Origin of the sequence: Microbispora sp. NPDC049125 (assembly GCF_040802045.1) — a bacterium.
GTDB lineage: Bacteria > Actinomycetota > Actinomycetes > Streptosporangiales > Streptosporangiaceae > Microbispora.
On the sequence record NZ_JBEZDW010000013.1, the window covers coordinates 59,645 to 76,028 of the forward strand.

Genomic DNA, 16,384 nt, shown 5'->3' on the forward strand with positions numbered 1-16,384 from the left:
CCGCGGCGCGGCCGGGAGCACGCGACGTCAGTGTGAGGACAGCAGGTGGGACAGCTGCTCCTCGACCTCCTGGTTGGCCACGAACAGCAGCTCGTCGCCGGCTTCGAGCGGGTCGTCGGCCGACGGCACCAGGACCCGTCCCTCCCGCAGGATCGCCACGAGCGCGGAGTCCACCGGCCACGGCACCGAGCCCGCGCGCTGGCCAACCACCGGGGCGTCCTCGGCGAGGGTGAGCTCCACCAGGTTGGCCTGACCCTGCCGGAACGTCATCAGCCGCACCAGGTCGCCCACGCTGACGGCCTCCTCGACCAGCGCCGACAGCAGGCGCGGCGTGGAGACGGCGACGTCGACGCCCCACGACTCGTTGAACAGCCACTCGTTCTTCGGGTGGTTGATGCGGGCCACCACGCGGGGCACCCCGTACTCCGTCTTGGCGAGCAGCGAGACCACCAGGTTGACCTTGTCGTCCCCGGACGCGGCGATGACGACCTGGCATCCGTTCAGCCCGGCCTCGTCGAGCGAGGAGATCTCGCAGGCGTCGGCGAGCAGCCACTCGGCCCGCGGGACGCTGTCGATCTTGATGGCGCGGGGGTCGATGTCGATGAGCAGGACCTCGTGCCCGTTCTCCAGGAGCTCGGCCGCGATCGAGCGGCCGACCGCCCCTGCGCCGGCGATGGTGACGCGCATCAGTGCTCCTCGTCGGACGGCGGGGCGGACAGCACCTTGTTGACCCGGTCGATGTCGTTCTCCGCGGCGACCAGGTGGATCACGTCGCCCTCCTGGATCACGGTGGCGTCCTTGGGGACGAGGGCGTCGCCCATGCGGTTGATGAACGCCATGCGGGCGCCCGCCGCGGCTTCGACGGCCTTGGCGCGGACGCCGATCCAGCCCTGGTGGAAGGCCACCTCGGCGAGGATGACGGTGCCCGTGGGGTCGCGCCAGAGCGGCTCGGCGCCCTCGGGCAGCACCCTGCGCAGGATCTGGTCGGCCGTCCAGCGGACGGTCGCCACGGTGGGAATGCCGAGCCGCTGGTAGACCTCCGCCCGGCGGGAGTCGTAGATGCGGGCCACCACGTTGTCGACGCCGAACATCTCCCGGGCGACCCGTGCCGAGATGACGTTGGAGTTGTCGCCGCTGCTCACGGCCACGAAGGCGGCGGCGGAGGCGATCCCGGCCTCCTCCAGCACGTCGCGGTCGAATCCGATGCCCGTGACCCGTCGGCCGCGGAAGCCGGCACGGAGCCGCCGGAAGGCCTGCGGGTCACGGTCGATGATCGCGACCGAATGCCCGTTGTCCTCCAGGATATGGGCCAGGGTCGACCCGACCCGCCCGCATCCCATGATCACAATATGCATGCTCCCCCGCCGTGGGTTGTGGCGGTCTCCTATTCCAGACAGTATGTCGCCCTCCAGCCCGGCCGCGTGACCCGGGGACGACCCGAGAGGACTAGGCTCAACAGACGTGTCAAAGGTGACAGATCTTGTCAAGCGGCTCCTGGTGGGGCGCGCTCTGCGGAGCACGCAGCTTCACCACCAGCTACTGCCCAAACGCGTGGCGCTACCGGTCTTCGCCAGCGACGCTCTGTCCTCCGTGGCGTACGCTCCGCAGGAGATCCTCGTCATCCTGTCGCTGGCCGGGGTCAGCTTCTACAGCTTCAGCCCATGGATCGCGGCGGCCGTCGTCCTGGTCATGCTGGTGGTCGTCGCGTCCTACCGGCAGAACGTGCACGCCTACCCGAGCGGCGGCGGCGACTACGAGGTGGCCACCACCAACCTGGGGCCGACCGCGGGCCTGACCGTCGCGAGCGCCCTGCTCGTCGACTACGTGCTGACCGTCGCGGTCTCGGTAGCGAACGGCGCCGACTACGTGGGTGCGACGATCCCGTACGTCGCCGAGCACCGGCCGCTCGTGGCGATCGCCATCGTCGCCCTGCTCACGATCATGAACCTGCGCGGCATCCGGGAGTCCGGCGTCGCGTTCGCCGTGCCCACCTACGCGTTCATGGCGGCGGTGATCGGCATGATCCTTTGGGGCCTGTTCCGGCTGGTCGTGCTCGGCGACGACCTGCGCGCCCCCACGGCCGACTACAAGATCCTCACGGAGCAGGGCGACATCGCCGGGTTCGCGCTCGCGTTCCTCGTGCTGCGCGCGTTCTCCTCCGGCTGTGCGGCGCTGACCGGCGTCGAGGCCATCAGCAACGGCGTCCCCGCGTTCCGCAAGCCCAAGAGCAAGAACGCCGCGACGACCCTGCTGATGATGGGCCTCCTGGCGGTCACCATGTTCAGCGGGATCATCTTCCTCGGCCTCAAGGCCGGGGTGAAGGTCACCGATCCCGCGAACGTGGCCAGGGACATCATCATCAACGGCCACCCGGCCGGGCCCGGCTACTACCAGCAGCCGATCATCGCCCAGGTCGCCTCCGCCGTGTTCGGCGACGGCTCGTTCCTGTTCGTGGTGATCGCCGCGGTGACCGCCCTCATCCTGTTCCTCGCGGCCAACACGGCGTTCAACGGCTTCCCGGTGCTGGCCTCGATCCTCGCCCAGGACCGCTACCTGCCGCGCCAGCTCCACACCCGGGGCGACCGGCTGGCGTTCAGCAACGGCATCGTCCTGCTGGCCGCCGGTGCGGGCCTGCTGATCTGGGCCTTCAACGCCGACGTCAGCAAGCTGCTCAACCTGTACATCGTCGGCGTGTTCGTGTCGTTCACGCTGAGCCAGACGGGCATGGTGCGGCACTGGACGCGGCACCTGAAGACCGAGACCGACCCGAAGGCCCGCTTCCGGATGCAGCGGACCCGGGTGATCAACGGCTTCGGCGGTGTCATGACCGCCGTCGTCCTGGTCGTGGTCCTGCTCACCAAGTTCACCCACGGCGCGTACATCGTCTGCATCGCGATGCCCCTGCTCTTCCTGATGATGAAGGGCATCCGGCACCACTACGACCGGGTGGCCGCGGAGCTGGCCGCGCCCGAGGAGGGCGAGGCCGACGAGACGATGCTGCCGGCCCGCAACCACGCGATCGTGCTCGTCTCGAAGATCCACAAGCCGACGCTGCGCGCCCTCGCGTACGCCAGGGCGACCCGGCCGTCCAGCCTGGAGGCCGTCACGGTGAGCGTCGACGCGCAGGAGGCGGCCAAGCTCCAGGAGGAGTGGGACCGCCGCGGCATCGAGGTGCCGCTCAAGATCCTCGACTCGCCCTACCGTGAGATCACCGGGCCGATCCTCGACTACGTCAAGTCGCTGCGGCGGCGGTCGCCGCGTGACGTGGTCACCGTCTACATCCCCGAGTACGTGGTGGGCCGTTGGTGGGAGCACCTGTTGCACAACCAGAGCGCGCTGCGGCTGAAGGGGCGGCTGCTGTTCAAGCCGGGGGTCATGGTGACGAGCGTGCCGTGGCAGCTCGCCTCCTCCGACCGGCTCAAGCGCCGCCAGGGGCCGGGAGACCCGGGGACGCCGGGCGCCGTACGCCGGCCGTACCGGCAGCCTGCGACGAAGGACACCGAAGTCAAGGCATGATGGGCAATCCGAGATCGAAGGGGGGAGCGCCGTGCGGATCGAGCTGACCGTGGGTGACGTCGCGAACGGCGGCTGGTGTGTCGCGCGGCACGAGGGCCGGGTGGTGTTCGTCCGGCACACCCTTCCCGGGGAGCGGGTCATCGCCGAGATCACCGAGGAGACCGCCAGATTCCTCCGAGCGGACGCCGTGGAGATCCTGGAGCCCTCACCCGACCGCGTCGCCCCCAGGTGTCCCTACAGCGGTCCTGGACGCTGCGGCGGCTGCGACTGGCAGCACGCCTCGCTCGACGCGCAGCGCCGGCTGAAGGCGGACGTCGTCGCCGAGCAGCTGCGGCGGCTGGCGGGGATCGACTGGAAGGTCGTGGTCGAGGAGGTGCCGGGCGCGCCGGACGGCCTCGGCTGGCGCACCCGCGTGCAGTTCGCGGCCGACCGCGACGGCGCCCTCGGGCTGCGCCGCCACCGGTCGCACGACATCGAGCACGTCGACGCGTGCCCGATCGCCCATCCCGCCGTGGAGGCCGTGGGAGCCGAGACGCTCACCTGGCCGGGCGCGGCGTCGGTCGAGGTCGTCGCCTCCTCCGGAGGAGACAGCGCCGTCATCGTCGAGCCGGCACCCCGCAGGCGGGTGACCGTGCCCGACGTGGACGCCGCCGTCCTCCTCGACGAGGGCAAGCGGGGCACCCGCGCGCTGGACGGCAGGGCCTCGCTCGTCGAGCGTGTCGGAGACCGGGAGTTCCGGGTCACCGCCAGCGGGTTCTGGCAGGTCCATCCGGGCGCCGCCGCCACCCTGCTCGGCGCCGTCCTCGAACTCGGACGGCCGCAGCCCGGGGAGTGGGCGCTCGACCTCTACTGCGGGGCGGGGCTGTTCGCCGCCGGGCTGGCGGAGGCCGTCGGCTCCGAGGGCGCGGTGCTGGGCGTCGAGTCCGAGGCGCAGGCGGTCCAGGACGCCCGGCTGAACCTGCGCGACCTGCCGCAGGCCGACGTCGAGCGCGGCAGGGTCGAGGAGGCCCTCGACCGGCTGGACATCCAGCGGGCCGACCTCGTGGTGGCCGACCCGCCGCGGGCCGGCCTCGGCCGCCCCGTCGTCGAGCGCGTGGCCGCGCTGGAGGCGCCGCGGATCGTGTACGTCTCGTGCGACCCCGCCACCCTCGCCAGGGACATCGCCTGGTTCGCCCCGTACGGCTACCGCCTCGCCGAGCTGAGGGCGTACGACCAGTACCCGATGACCCATCACGTGGAGTGCGTGGCCCTGCTGACCAAGGACTCGATCTAGAAGACTGGTGTCTTCCGTCTCGTGTCGCCCCACTCCGGCTGTGGACGAACACGATGGTGCGGCCCTCGGCGGTGCCCGACTCCGAGTAGAAGAGGCGAGTCCCGTCCGCGGTGTCGAAGTACGGCGCGCACCAGACCGGCATCTCGTCCGCCCTGTGGCGCTATGCCGGAGCGCACGCGCACCGGTCGCGCGAACACGCAAAAAGGCATAGAGAGAGCGTGCATTTGGACACTGACCTACCCACTCTGCCTGCCGCACCCTGCGATTACCGGCGTTTCGGCAGGAGACGCAGGGCAGCAGAGGGAGAAACGGCATGCGATCTCACAAGCTCATACTCGCGCTCGCGCTGACGGCGGGCCTGGCCGTCCCGGCGGCTGTGTCCGCGGCCTCGCCCGCCGGTGCGAGGACGGCAGCCACCACGTGCCGGGTGGAGCTGAACTACCTCGACGCTTACGACGTGGAGGAGAACAACGGGGACGAGATCAAGATCAACCTCGCCGGGTACATGTACCCCAGTGGCAACCAATACGTCGCCATGAACAACGGTGACACCGCCTATTCCGGCAACTTCGCCAACCCGACCACCACCATCGGCACCACCGGGTCAGCGCTGTTCAGTCTGCGCGAGGTCGCCCCGCCCGTCGTCGGCCAGGGCGACGTGCTCGGCTCGGTCACCGCGAAGGGCTCCACCTGCGCCACGCTCGCCACCGGCCAGATCGCCTACATCTCGAAGCACATCTTCGGCACCGGCTACTGGTACTACATGAGCCTGGTGATGACCGGCCTGTAGCCCCGGGTTCGAAGGCCCTGCCGGGTCACGAGGCGGGAGTTTCACCAGCCCCGACGCCAGGCCGCAACCCCGCGTCCGGGCGCGGACACGGCTACGACGACTGTCGCCCTATTCGGGGAGCAGCGGGCCGACGATGTCGCTGACGAGGGTGTCGCCGGCGGCCGTGCGCATGTCGGCGAAGAAGACCTGACGCGGCGGCCCGACGAGCTCCGCCATCAGGTCGTGCTCGGCGGCCCAGGTGGCCAGCGCCTGAAGGGCCCGCACCGAGCCGGCCGCGTCGAGCTGATCCTTGGTCATCCGTACATACGCCTCCCTGTGCGGGGGATCGCTGCGCAGCTCCAGATCGGGGAAGCGCCCGGCGATCCGCTCGGCCTCGTCGGCGGGAACCGGCCTGCACCATTCCACCGGGCCGTCGCTGTCGGCGCCCACCTCCCCGTAGAAGATCAGGAACGGCGCTCCCTCGATGCCGGGCAGGTGCGGCACCGTGCCGTCGCCCAGACGCAGCATCAGTTCGGCCCCGAAGGCACTGAGCTCGTCGATCGTGAGATGACGTCTCGCGCTCAGCACCATGCGCCCCGGGGTGTCACGGATCTCGACGTCGAACATGTGGTCGTCCTTTCCGGTCAGTTGCTCGACGAGGAAGGCGGCCAGAGCCCGGCGGGCGGAGTGGTCCGCTTCGGCCTGGGCCCAGTAGGCAGTGATCCCTTCGGCCGCCGCGGCGGGCTCCAGGTCGCAGACCGCCCTGATCCGGGCCAGCGGCATGCCCAGCCGGCGCAGCCCCGCGACCAGGCGGGCCCGTTCGAGCTGTGCCGGGTGGTACATCCGGTAGCCGCTGAGCGGATCCGTCCGCGCGGGCACCAGCAGGCCCAGCTCGTCGTAGAGCCGCAGGGCCTTCGGTGAGAGCCGGGACGCCTTGGCGAACGCCCCGATCGTCAGCAGCTCCATGACCGCCTCCCTCGTTCTGGTCACCATGAGGGTGCGGCCTGCCCCAGGGGCAAGGTCAAGTCTCAGAGACCGGGCTCGGCGAGCAGCTCGACGACCTCGTCGGGTGGGGTGGCGCCGCGGACGGACAGCCAGCCGAGGCCGTTCCTGGCGCTGAACGCCACCAGCCGCCGGGCGTCGGCCGTGTCGAGGTCCCGGGGGGTTGTCAGGACCGGTGTGAGCCCCATGAGCCCCCACACCCGGGGGCCGGCCACGCCGAGCGCCACTCCGAGCTGGTCGTGCGCCGACCTCGCCGCCGCCGTGAGGCGGCTCAGGTTGGCCGCAGAGCCGGGCGTGACCGGCACGAGCAGGCCGATGCCGTCGACGGAGGCCCCTGCCTCACGCGTCGCTCGCAGCATCGCCAGGTCGGCGGAGGACAGGCCCCGCTCGGTGGCGGGCAGCGTGAAGGAGACACCGAGAGTGCGCCCCCGGTCCCGCGCCTCAGCCTGGAGCCGTACGATCGCGCCTGCCCGGCGCCCCGTGGCCAGCGAGTCGGCGGAGTCCGCCACCTCGAAGTCGATCCCCTCGGGATCGTAGGCGGCGATCAACCGGCGGTAGGCCGCGACGAGGCGCGCCTCGCCCCGGCAGGTGGCGGACGGCTCAGGCCCGGACGGCCCCCCGAAGGCCAGCCGGGCCTCGCCGCCCTCCGCCCGGATCCGGGCGAGCCGCGCCGCCACCGTGCCGCGCCCCTGCGCGGTGGAGCCTGCCCATCGCGGCGTGCAGCCGTCCGGGCCGGCGATCAGGTGGCCGATCGTGTACCGCCGTACCCGCTCCCGCCGGTCACCGCCGGCGTCGTGGCCCGGCGCCGCGACCCCCCTCGCGTCCCGCGTCACGTCCAGGAAGCCGACGTAGCGCCGCCCGCCCGTCCGGCCGTACGGAGGGGCTCCCGAGCCGGCCGGGGGCCGCATGGCGCTCGCGGAGACGCCCGCGCCGGGCGATGCCGGGGACGCCTGCGTAAGGACGGTTATGGTCTGGCGCGCGGCGACCAGCGTCTCCGGCGGAGAGGGACGGGACGGCGTCGCCCACTGGGCGTCCGGGACGGTGGGCAGGAGCCACAGGGCGGTTCCCGTGCCGGCGAGGATGGCCGCCGCGCCCAGGGCCACGAGTGACCGGGGCAGGGTCCCCGCCCCCCGCGCGTGCCGTCCGGGCCTCACCTGTCACCACCCTCTGTCACGTTGCCGCTACGTTGTGCACAGGAGGCTTGCACATTAGCAATCCGCCGCGACGCCGGAGGCGATAATGGGCGGATGAAGCTCAGGATTTTCACCGAGCCCCAGCAGGGCGCGACCTACGACGACCTGCTGGCAGTGGCTCAGGCGACGGAACGGCTGGGGTTCGACGCCTTCTTCCGGTCAGACCATTACTCCCGGATCGGCGCGGGTGACCCGGGGCCCGGCTCGACCGACGCGTGGATCACGCTTGCCGGGCTCGCGAGAGAGACCTCCAGGATCCGCTTGGGGACGCTGGTGACCCCCGCGACGTTCCGCCTGCCCGGACCACTGGCGATCAGTGTCGCCGGGGTCGACCAGATGAGCGGGGGCCGGGTGGAGCTCGGCCTCGGCACCGGCTGGTTCGACGGCGAGCACGCGGAGCACGGCATCCCGTTCCCGCCGGTGGGGGAGCGGTTCGACCGGCTGGAGGAGCAGCTGGAGATCGTCACCGGCCTGTGGTCCGCCACCAAGCCGTTCTCGTACGAGGGCACGCACTACCGGCTCACCGACTCGCCCGCGCTGCCGAAGCCGGTGCAGAGCCCCCGGCCGCCGATCATCATCGGCGGCGCCGGTGTGCGGCGCACCCCCAGCCTGGCCGCCCGGTTCGCGGACGAGTACAACGTGGCGTTCAGAGGCGTCGACGAGACCGGTGCGGCGTTCGGCCGGGTCAAGGAGGCGTGCGACGCGGCGGGCCGCGACTCCATCGTCTTGTCGGTGGCCCACCTCGTCTGCGCCGGCGCGGACGACGCCGAGCTCGCCCGCAGGGCGGCGGCCATCGGACAAGACCCCGCGGCCATACGCTCCTCCGGGCTGACAGGCACCCCTCAGGAGATCGTCGACAAGATCGGCCGGTTCGCCGAGCTCGGCGCCGAGCGGGTCTACCTCCAGGTGCTGGATCTCGGCGACCTCGATCACCTGGAGCTGCTGGCGGCCGAGGTGCTTCCGCACGTCTGATCCGGGAAATCGCTAGCGGTCAAAAGGGGCATCCGGCACACTTTGCCGGGTGCTCCTCACGATCACGACCACCCTGCGTCCGGCCACGGACCTCGGCTTCCTGCTGCACAAGCATCCCGACCGGGTGCAGGAGTTCGACCGGTCGTTCGGCGTCGCCCGGGTCTTCTACCCGGAAGCGGGCGAGGAGCGCTGCACGGCCGCGCTGCTGCTGGAGGTCGACCCGGTGCGGCTGGCCCGCTCCCGCGGCTCCTCCTCGCCCGACTTCTCGCTGGGCCAGTACGTCAACGACCGGCCGTACGCCGCGTCGTCGCTGCTGGCCGCCGCCCTCGCCGACGTCTTCCGCACGGCCAGGGCGGGCCGGTGCGCGTCGCGGCAGGAGCTGGCGGACGGGCCGATCCCGCTGGAGCTTGCTCTGCCCGCGCTGCCCTGCCGGGGCGGCGCCGACCTCGCACGCCGCCTGTTCGAGCCCCTGGGCTGGGAGGTGGACGCCGACGCCGTCCCCCTCGACGAGGGTTTCCCCGACTGGGGCGACTCCCGCTACGTGCGGCTCGCCCTGAGGGGGTGGGTGCGGCTCGCCGACGCGCTCAACCACCTGTACGTCCTGCTGCCGGTGCTCGACGACGCCAAGCACTACTGGCTGGCCGACGACGAGGTCGACAAGCTCATCCGGGCAGGGGAGGGCTGGCTGGCGGCCCATCCCGACAAGGCCCTGATCACCCGCCGCTACCTCGGCAAGCGCCGGACGCTCGCCCGCACGGCGTTCGCCCGGCTGGCGGAGGTGGGCGACGACGTCGAGGAGGCCCTGGAGCCGCCGGTCGAGGAGGACGCGGCGGCACCGCCAGAGTCCGCAGTACCGCCAGAGCCCGCGGCACCGGAGCGGAGCCCGGTGGCGGAGGTGGCGGAGGTGGCGGACGCGAGCGTGCCGCCGACCGGATCCGGCGGGCCGGAGCCGGAGGAGCCGAGGACGCCGCTGAACGTCGTGCGCAGGGACGCGGTTGTCTCGGTGCTGAGGGAGATCGGCGCCCGCACGGTCGTCGACCTGGGCTGCGGGTCCGGTCAGCTGCTGACCGCGCTGCTCGCCGACACCTCCTTCGCCAAGGTCACCGGCATGGACGTGTCGGCCCACGCGCTGACGATGGCCGGCCGCCGCCTCAAGATCGATCGGATGCCGGACGCGAAGCGGGCCCGGCTGGAGCTGTTCCAGGGCTCGCTGACGTACACCGACGCCCGGCTCGGGGGCCACGACGCGGCGGTGCTGATGGAGGTCGTCGAGCATGTCGACCCGCCGCGCCTGCCCGCGCTCGAACACGTGGTCTTCGGCGTGGCGAGGCCCGCCCACGTCATCGTGACCACGCCCAACGTGGAGCACAACGTGAGGTACGAGTTCCTGGCCGCCGGCGGCGGGGCCCCCGCCCGCAGGCATCCGGACCACCGGTTCGAATGGACGCGCGCCGAGTTCGCCGAGTGGGCGTCCGGGGTGTGCGATCGGCACGGCTACACCGTGGAGCTGCGCCGGGTGGGCGACGACGACCCCGAGGTGGGCCCGCCCACCCAGATGGCCGTCTTCGCCCTGTCCCCGGCCGCCGCCGTACCCCGCGAGCCGGCCGCCGCCGTACCCCGCGAGCCGGCCGCCGCCGTACCCCGCGAGGCCGGGTCCCCCGCGAGCAGTGCGTCGCATGGAAGCACGGGAGGGCCGTGATGAGGGAAGTCAACGTGCCGGCCATGTCGCTCGTCGTCCTGGTCGGGATCTCGGGGAGCGGCAAGTCGACGTTCGCGGCCAGGCACTTCGCGCCTACCCAGGTGATCTCCTCGGACTTCTGCCGGGGCCTGGTCTCCGACGACGAGAACGATCAGACGGCCACGCCCGAGGCGTTCGCGCTGCTGCACCACATCGTCGGCACGCGCCTGCGGCGCGGGCTGCTCACGGTCGTGGACGCCACGAACGTGCAGTGGGAGGCGCGCAAGAGCCTGATCGACCTGGCCAGGGCCCATGACGTGCTCGCCGACGCGATCGTCCTCGACGTGCCGGAGGAGGTGGCGGTCGCGCGCAACGCCACCCGGCCCGACCGGTCGTTCGGCCCGCACGTGATCGCCCGGCAGCGCCGTGAGCTGCGCCGGTCGCTCGGCAAGATCTCCAGGGACGGCTTCCACCGCGTCCACGTGCTGCGCGGGGACGAGATCGACGACGCCGTCATCGCCTTCGACAAGGCGTGGACCGACAAGACGGAGCTGACCGGTCCCTTCGACATCATCGGGGACGTCCACGGATGCAGGTCCGAGCTGGAGTCCCTGCTGCGCGAGCTCGGCTACGAGGTCACCGAGACGGGCGCGGCCCACCCGGAGGGGCGTACGGCCGTCTTCGTCGGCGACCTCGTCGACCGCGGCCCCGACACGCCCGGCGTGCTCCGGCTGGTCATGGGGATGGTCGCCGCCGGCGACGCATTGTGCGTGTGCGGCAACCACGAGCAGAAGCTGGTGCGTGCCCTCGACGGGCGCAAGGTGCGCGTGGCCCACGGCCTGGAGCAGTCGCTGACCCAGCTCGCCGTCGAGCCCGAGGAGTTCCGCCTGGCCGCCAGGGCCTTCATGGACGGGCTCATCAGCCACTACCGGCTCGACGGCGGCCGGCTCGTGGTGGCCCACGCCGGGCTGAAGGAGGGCTACCACGGCCGGGCGTCCGGCCGTGTGCGGTCGTTCGCGCTGTACGGCGACACCACGGGGGAGACCGACGAGTACGGCCTGCCGGTGCGCTACCCCTGGGCGAACGACTACCGAGGGCAGGCGATGGTCGTCTACGGCCACACGCCGGTGCTCACGCCCGAGTGGATCAACAACACGATCTGCCTGGACACCGGGGCGGTCTTCGGCGGGCGGCTGACCGCGCTGCGCTATCCGGAGCGGGAGCTCGTGTCCGTGCCGGCGGAGAAGGTCTGGTACGAGCCGGTCCGGCCGCTGGCCGCCCCCCGGCCCACCCGCGACCCCGGCGTGCTCGACATCGGCGACGTGTACGGCACCCGCTTCGTGGAGACGCGCCACGGCGGCCGGATCAAGGTGGCCGAGGAGAACTCCCGGGCCGCACTGGAGATCATGAGCCGGTTCGCCGTGGACCCGCGCTGGCTCGTCTACCTCCCGCCGACGATGGCCCCCTCCGAGACCTCCGCGCTCGACGGCTTCCTGGAGCACCCCGAGGAGGCGTTCGAGGAGTTCGCCAGGACCGGGGTCTCGCGGGTCGTCTGCGAGGAGAAGCACATGGGCTCGCGGGCGATAGCCGTACTGGCGAGGACGCCCGAGGCCGCCGCGCGGCGGTTCGGCGTCGCGGACGGCGCGACGGGAAGCGTCTACACGCGCACCGGCCGGCCGTTCTTCGACGACCCTCGCCAGACGGAGCTGGTGGACCGGCTCCGGGAGGCCGCCGCACCGCTGTGGGAGGAGCTGCGGTCGGACTGGGTGGTGCTCGACTGCGAGCTGCTGCCCTGGTCGGCGAAGGCGGAAGGCCTGATCCGCGACCAGTACGCCTCGGTGGGCGCGGCGGCGAGGACGGCGTTGCCTGAGGCCGTCGCGGCGCTGGAGAAGGCGGCCGCGCGGGGCATGGACGTCGGCACCCTGCTCGACCGCACCCGCCGCCGTGCCGCCAACGCCGCCCTGTTCCGCGACGCCTACGCGCGCTACTGCTGGCCGGTCTCCGGCCTCGACGGCGTACGGCTGGCGCCGTTCCAGATCCTCGCCTGCGAGGGCAGGGCGACCGTCGAGGAGCCCCACGCGTGGCACCTGGACCTGCTGGGCCGCCTCGATCCGGAGGTCGCCACCCCCACCAGGCACGTCTTCGTGTCGCTCGGATCGGCCGCCGAGCGCGAGGCGGCCGTGGAGTGGTGGTCGGCGCTCACGGCCGCCGGGGGCGAGGGCATGGTCGTGAAGCCGGCCGAGTTCACGCCCGGGCGCGTCCAGCCGGGGATCAAGGTGCGCGGCCGCGAGTACCTGCGGATCATCTACGGCCCCGACTACACCGAGTCGCTCGGCGTGCTGCGGCGCCGGTTCACCGGCAAGAAGCGTTCGCTGGCGCTGCGGGAGCACGCGCTTGGCCTGGAGGCGCTCGCCCGGCTGGCGGAGGGCGCCCCGCTGTGGCGGGTCCACGAGGCGGTCTTCGCGGTGCTCGCGCTCGAATCCCAGCCGGTGGACCCCCGGCTGTGATCCCCGGGCCGTGATCCCCGGGCTGTGATCCCCGGGCTGTGATCCCCGGGCTGTGATCCCCGGGCCGTGATCCGCGGCTTCGGGGAGGCGGCTAGCATCGCGGCATGACCCCCACGAAGGCCGATCTGGAGGCGGCCAGGAACGCCACGATCGGCGACGTGCTCGGACCCGGCCTCGACGTGCTGTTCTGCGGGATCAACCCCAGCCTCTACTCCGCCGCGACCGGCCATCACTTCGCCCGGCCGGGCAACCGGTTCTGGCCGGCGCTCCACCTGTCCGGCCTCGTCCCGCGCCGCCTCGCGCCGCACGAGCAGCACCTGCTCCCGTCGTACGGCCTCGGCATCACGAACATCGTCGCCCGGGCGACGGCGCGCGCCGACGAGCTGAGCCCGGAAGAGCTCCGCGAGGGCGGCGCCCGGCTCGCGCGGCTCGTGGAGGAGGCCCGGCCGGCGACGCTGGCCGTGGCCGGGGTGTCCGCGTACCGGCTGGCCTTCGCCCGCCCCGGCGCGCGGATCGGCCCGCAGGAGGAGACGGTCGGCGGCGCCGCCCTGTGGGTGCTGCCGAACCCCAGCGGGCTGAACGCCCACTGGACCCTGGAGACCATCGCCGCCGAGATGGCAAGGCTCCGCCCCGGCGGCCGTCCCGCGGCGAACCCCGCCTGAGTGCCGTCTGAGTGCTGTCTGAGTGCTGTCTGAGTGCCGCGAGGGAACGGCAGCCGATCAGGTCCGGGTGCCGGTCGGCGGGAGGAGCGGCGCGACCTCACGGTCGTAGAACCCCGTCATCTCCTCGGCCTCCTCGTACTGGGCGGCGATCGCCTGCGCGCACGGCTCGATCAGCCGCGAGTCGGTGATCCGGCGCGCTCCCGTGTGGGCGCCGATCTCGTCGTACAGGACCTCGTACATCAGGTCGGGCCCGACGACGACCAGCTCGGGGAGCGGAGCGGCGTCCTCCAGGTGCCGCACGGCCCGCGCGTCAAGGGCCCGCGCCCGCTCACCCGCCCGCGTCCTGGCCGTCAGGAGCGCGGCCTCCCACCGCAGGTACGGCGTGAGCGGCGTCTCGACGACGCGCAGCCGGCGCAGCTCCGCCCGGGGCGGCAGGTCGTCCTCGAAGCGCATCTCTCCGATCAGGGCGACGGCGCGGTCCCAGTCGCCGTCCACCATGGCGACCCAGCTCGGCACGCCGGGCTCGTGGAAGTGCTGCGCGCGCTCCAGTTTCCAGACGACCCCCTCAAGCCGGCTGAGGTGCTCGTGCAATTCGGCGCCGTACTCCTCGGCGGGCAGGGTCACTCCCTCGACTCGCCTGACCTGCTCGAACACGGTTCCGGGCATGGGTCCTCCTCCGGCCGAAGCCGAAATCGCGTGAATGATGCGCGCCGGGTCCCGCCCGGATGTGAGACCCGGTGCGCTCTTGTCTTAATCGAACGTGCTGGTGTCGGTCAGTTCCCCGTCGAGTTGCTGCACATGGTGGTCTCGGTCATGTCCAGCCGTCTGACTCTGATCATCCGCTTCGTGGCAGCTTTCTCCATCTCCTCCACCTCGGCCTCTGCGTCGATCGGTCCCATCCGCACCTCCGTTGCCGGCCGTGCCGCAAGCTCTCCCTCGAGGGCGACAGGTTGATGTTTCGCCGCACCCCCTGCTTGGTCAAGACCCAATTCCTGTACGGGGCGGGGGCTGCGACAGGTCCGCCGGAGGGGGCAGCGGGGCCACTTCGCGCTCGAAGAACGGGAGCAGGTCCTCCGCTTCGCGGTACAGGGAGGCCAGGGCGGTGAGGCAGGGGGCGACGACGCGGGTGTCGCGGATGCGGCGCGCACCGGACGCGGCGCCGATCTCGTCGTAGCACACCTGGTACATCAGGTCCGAGCCGAAGATCACCAACTCGGGAAGCGGCGCCCCGCGCTCCAGATCCGCGACGGCGGAGGCCGTGAGCACCCTGATCTTCTCCCCGGCCGCCGCGCGGACGGAGAACACGTGCGCCTCCCACCGCATGTAGGGGGTCAGGGGCATCTCGACGACGCGAAGGCGCAGGAACGCGGCGCGCTCGCGGTACATCGCCGTGAGCGGCTCCCGCGTCTCCTCGATGAGGTCGAGGGCCAGTGGCCAGTCGCCCTCGTGGGCGGCCCGCCAGCTCGGCACGTCGGGCTCGTGGAAGTGCTGCGCGCGCTCGAGCTTCCACACCTCCCCCTCGGCCGCGCGGTAGACCTCGTCGAACTCCGCCTGGTAGTCGCGCAGGGCGAGGGACTCGCCTTCGGCGTTCCAGACGTCAGCGAAGACATGCGTCCGGGTCACGGCTTCTCCTCAGGGATCTGGCGGCGTTACGCACCCGCAGGCCGTGGCGGCGCCACCACGTCCTGACCCACAGGCCCTGGAACCCGGCGACGACGGCGATCACGACCGCGCCGTCCGCCGAGGTCACCCCGTCGTGCCGGTCCAGCACCTCGCGTACGGCGCGGGCGAGCAGGCTCAGCGTCGCGGGGAGCGTGACGGCGGCGGCGACGGCGAGGCTCAGCGCCGTCCCGGGGACGAGCAGCGCGGTGTACGCGCGCACCCAGCGGGCCTCGGCGCGCGGCAGCCGCGCCAGCGGATCGGCCGGCCGGCGCAGCAGGGCCCGCAGGCAGACGTACCTGAGATAGGCGCCGGCGTCGCCGTACAGGTTCCGGCAGCGCGTCACGTCCTGCAGGACGAAGTAGAGGTCGGTGCGCATGAACACGAGGAACTGGCCCGACAGCATGATCAGCGTCGTCAGCACGGTGACGGACAGAGCCGGATGCGGGCCGAGCCAGACGATCAGCAGGAGGCAGGCCGCGCACAGGGTGGCGTCCAGCGCCATGCCCGACAGGTAGACCGTCATCCGCACACGCCGCTCCGCCAGCCAGACTCCCGACACTTCGGTCTGGGCCGCGAGGAACTGCAGGCGGGTGCCGAGCATGATCCGCCCCGGCACTCCCGCGGCGCGGGCCGTGCAGAGATGGCCGCACTCGTGGAGCACGATCAGCAGCCACCCGATCGCGATCTGCGTGAGCAGCACGGGCGTCCCCAGGCCGCTCCAGAGCAGGTCGCGCCATCCCGGTACGGCGCCGGGCCGCAGCACGGCCGCCGCCAGCCCGGCCAGGATCACGAGGATCAAGGCGCCGTGCAGGAGTGGATTCAGCGTCCACCGCACATGGCGGGGGAGAAGGCGGGGAAGGGTGGGCCGCGGGGGAGCGGGCGTCTCCACGGGCCGCCCGTCCACCGCCGCCACCAGACCCGCCCGGACCAGGCCGTCGACGAAGCCGCGCACGTCCAGCCTGAGGCCGGTCTCCGCGCTGATCCGCCGCTCCACCTCGGGGACCGTGACCCCCTCCTGGAGCAGGCGGACGACGCGCATCCCCTCGGACGGCACGGCGACGACGTCGCCGGTGTCCATTCGGCCGACGATCCACTCATCGCGATCCCGGCGGATCGCGAGATCATGCAGGCTGATCCGGGTGGGTGTCAT

At 72.2% G+C, this 16,384-nt stretch carries 15 protein-coding genes; 7 read left to right on the plus strand and 8 right to left on the minus strand.

The features are described from left to right. Window positions 1-27 precede the first annotated feature (27 nt). Together AB0B72_RS17140 and AB0B72_RS17145 are read right to left on the minus strand one after the other, a co-directional pair. Window positions 28-687: a TrkA family potassium uptake protein gene (locus AB0B72_RS17140; protein ID WP_367739753.1), complete on the minus strand. Its 660-nt coding sequence runs from the start codon at window positions 685-687 to the stop codon at window positions 28-30. Then, the gene (locus AB0B72_RS17145) at window positions 687-1,355 is read right to left on the minus strand and encodes an NAD-binding protein (RefSeq protein ID WP_367739754.1); all 669 of its coding nucleotides are present in this window, start codon (window positions 1,353-1,355) and stop codon (window positions 687-689) included. The genes AB0B72_RS17140 and AB0B72_RS17145 overlap by 1 nt, the downstream gene beginning before the upstream one ends. 106 nt (window positions 1,356-1,461) lie before the next feature. Here AB0B72_RS17145 and AB0B72_RS17150 point away from each other — a divergent pair, with 106 nt between their 5' ends. The 3 genes from AB0B72_RS17150 to AB0B72_RS17160 all read left to right on the plus strand — a co-directional run bounded on the left by AB0B72_RS17150 (window position 1,462) and on the right by AB0B72_RS17160 (window position 5,579). After that, a complete protein-coding gene (locus tag AB0B72_RS17150) occupies window positions 1,462-3,516 on the plus strand; it encodes an APC family permease (protein WP_367739755.1) in 2,055 nt (684 codons plus the stop codon). A gap of 31 nt (window positions 3,517-3,547) precedes the next feature. After that, the gene (locus tag AB0B72_RS17155) at window positions 3,548-4,789 is read left to right on the plus strand and encodes a class I SAM-dependent RNA methyltransferase (RefSeq protein WP_367739756.1); all 1,242 of its coding nucleotides are present in this window, start codon (window positions 3,548-3,550) and stop codon (window positions 4,787-4,789) included. Between the two features lie 313 nt (window positions 4,790-5,102). Then, window positions 5,103-5,579 (plus strand): hypothetical protein, encoded by a 477-nt coding sequence (locus tag AB0B72_RS17160; RefSeq protein WP_367739757.1) that lies wholly within the window; start codon window positions 5,103-5,105, stop codon window positions 5,577-5,579. A gap of 108 nt (window positions 5,580-5,687) precedes the next feature. Here the strand turns inward: AB0B72_RS17160 and AB0B72_RS17165 are convergent, their stop codons facing one another. After that, window positions 5,688-6,524, minus strand: coding sequence for a MerR family transcriptional regulator (locus AB0B72_RS17165; protein ID WP_367739758.1), 837 nt, complete (start codon window positions 6,522-6,524; stop codon window positions 5,688-5,690). Window positions 6,525-6,586: 62 nt separating this feature from the next. Then, window positions 6,587-7,714, minus strand: a complete 1,128-nt coding sequence (locus tag AB0B72_RS17170; protein ID WP_367739759.1) for a hypothetical protein — start codon at window positions 7,712-7,714, stop codon at window positions 6,587-6,589. Between the two features lie 93 nt (window positions 7,715-7,807). Between AB0B72_RS17170 and AB0B72_RS17175 the strand changes: the two genes are divergently transcribed. The 4 genes from AB0B72_RS17175 (at window position 7,808) to mug (ending at window position 13,572) form a co-directional block, all read left to right on the plus strand. After that, window positions 7,808-8,725 (plus strand): LLM class F420-dependent oxidoreductase, encoded by a 918-nt coding sequence (locus AB0B72_RS17175; RefSeq protein WP_367739760.1) that lies wholly within the window; start codon window positions 7,808-7,810, stop codon window positions 8,723-8,725. A gap of 49 nt (window positions 8,726-8,774) precedes the next feature. After that, complete coding sequence (locus AB0B72_RS17180) at window positions 8,775-10,424, plus strand: 3' terminal RNA ribose 2'-O-methyltransferase Hen1 (RefSeq protein WP_367739761.1); 1,650 nt, start codon at window positions 8,775-8,777, stop codon at window positions 10,422-10,424. Next, a complete protein-coding gene (locus tag AB0B72_RS17185; protein WP_367739762.1) occupies window positions 10,424-12,910 on the plus strand; it encodes a polynucleotide kinase-phosphatase in 2,487 nt (828 codons plus the stop codon). The genes AB0B72_RS17180 and AB0B72_RS17185 overlap by 1 nt, the downstream gene beginning before the upstream one ends. A gap of 104 nt (window positions 12,911-13,014) precedes the next feature. Next, window positions 13,015-13,572, plus strand: a complete 558-nt coding sequence (gene mug, locus AB0B72_RS17190; RefSeq protein ID WP_367739763.1) for a G/U mismatch-specific DNA glycosylase — start codon at window positions 13,015-13,017, stop codon at window positions 13,570-13,572. A 57-nt stretch (window positions 13,573-13,629) separates the two neighbouring features. Here mug and AB0B72_RS17195 read toward each other — a convergent pair whose 3' ends face one another. The 4 genes from AB0B72_RS17195 to AB0B72_RS17210 all read right to left on the minus strand — a co-directional run bounded on the left by AB0B72_RS17195 (window position 13,630) and on the right by AB0B72_RS17210 (window position 16,384). Beyond that, window positions 13,630-14,238, minus strand: coding sequence for a DUF6879 family protein (locus AB0B72_RS17195; protein ID WP_367739764.1), 609 nt, complete (start codon window positions 14,236-14,238; stop codon window positions 13,630-13,632). A 107-nt stretch (window positions 14,239-14,345) separates the two neighbouring features. Beyond that, window positions 14,346-14,471, minus strand: a complete 126-nt coding sequence (locus tag AB0B72_RS17200; protein ID WP_367739765.1) for a hypothetical protein — start codon at window positions 14,469-14,471, stop codon at window positions 14,346-14,348. A 79-nt stretch (window positions 14,472-14,550) separates the two neighbouring features. Then, a complete protein-coding gene (locus tag AB0B72_RS17205; protein WP_367739766.1) occupies window positions 14,551-15,195 on the minus strand; it encodes a DUF6879 family protein in 645 nt (214 codons plus the stop codon). Continuing rightward, window positions 15,170-16,384 carry a hypothetical protein gene (locus AB0B72_RS17210; protein WP_367739767.1) on the minus strand — a complete coding sequence of 405 codons (1,215 nt, stop codon included), beginning with the start codon at window positions 16,382-16,384 and terminating at the stop codon, window positions 15,170-15,172. Before AB0B72_RS17210 ends, AB0B72_RS17205 begins: the two co-directional genes overlap by 26 nt.

Coding starts and splice junctions, on each gene's coding strand:
- AB0B72_RS17140 (WP_367739753.1), bottom strand. CDS start 687: ATGCGCGTCACCATCGCCGGCGCAGGGGCGGTCGGCCGCTCGATCGCG.
- AB0B72_RS17145 (WP_367739754.1), bottom strand. CDS start 1,355: ATGCATATTGTGATCATGGGATGCGGGCGGGTCGGGTCGACCCTGGCC.
- AB0B72_RS17160 (WP_367739757.1), top strand. CDS start 5,103: ATGCGATCTCACAAGCTCATACTCGCGCTCGCGCTGACGGCGGGCCTG.
- AB0B72_RS17165 (WP_367739758.1), bottom strand. CDS start 6,524: ATGGAGCTGCTGACGATCGGGGCGTTCGCCAAGGCGTCCCGGCTCTCA.
- AB0B72_RS17175 (WP_367739760.1), top strand. CDS start 7,808: ATGAAGCTCAGGATTTTCACCGAGCCCCAGCAGGGCGCGACCTACGAC.
- AB0B72_RS17185 (WP_367739762.1), top strand. CDS start 10,424: ATGAGGGAAGTCAACGTGCCGGCCATGTCGCTCGTCGTCCTGGTCGGG.
- mug (WP_367739763.1), top strand. CDS start 13,015: ATGACCCCCACGAAGGCCGATCTGGAGGCGGCCAGGAACGCCACGATC.
- AB0B72_RS17195 (WP_367739764.1), bottom strand. CDS start 14,238: ATGCCCGGAACCGTGTTCGAGCAGGTCAGGCGAGTCGAGGGAGTGACC.
- AB0B72_RS17200 (WP_367739765.1), bottom strand. CDS start 14,471: ATGGGACCGATCGACGCAGAGGCCGAGGTGGAGGAGATGGAGAAAGCT.
- AB0B72_RS17210 (WP_367739767.1), bottom strand. CDS start 16,384: ATGACACCCACCCGGATCAGCCTGCATGATCTCGCGATCCGCCGGGAT.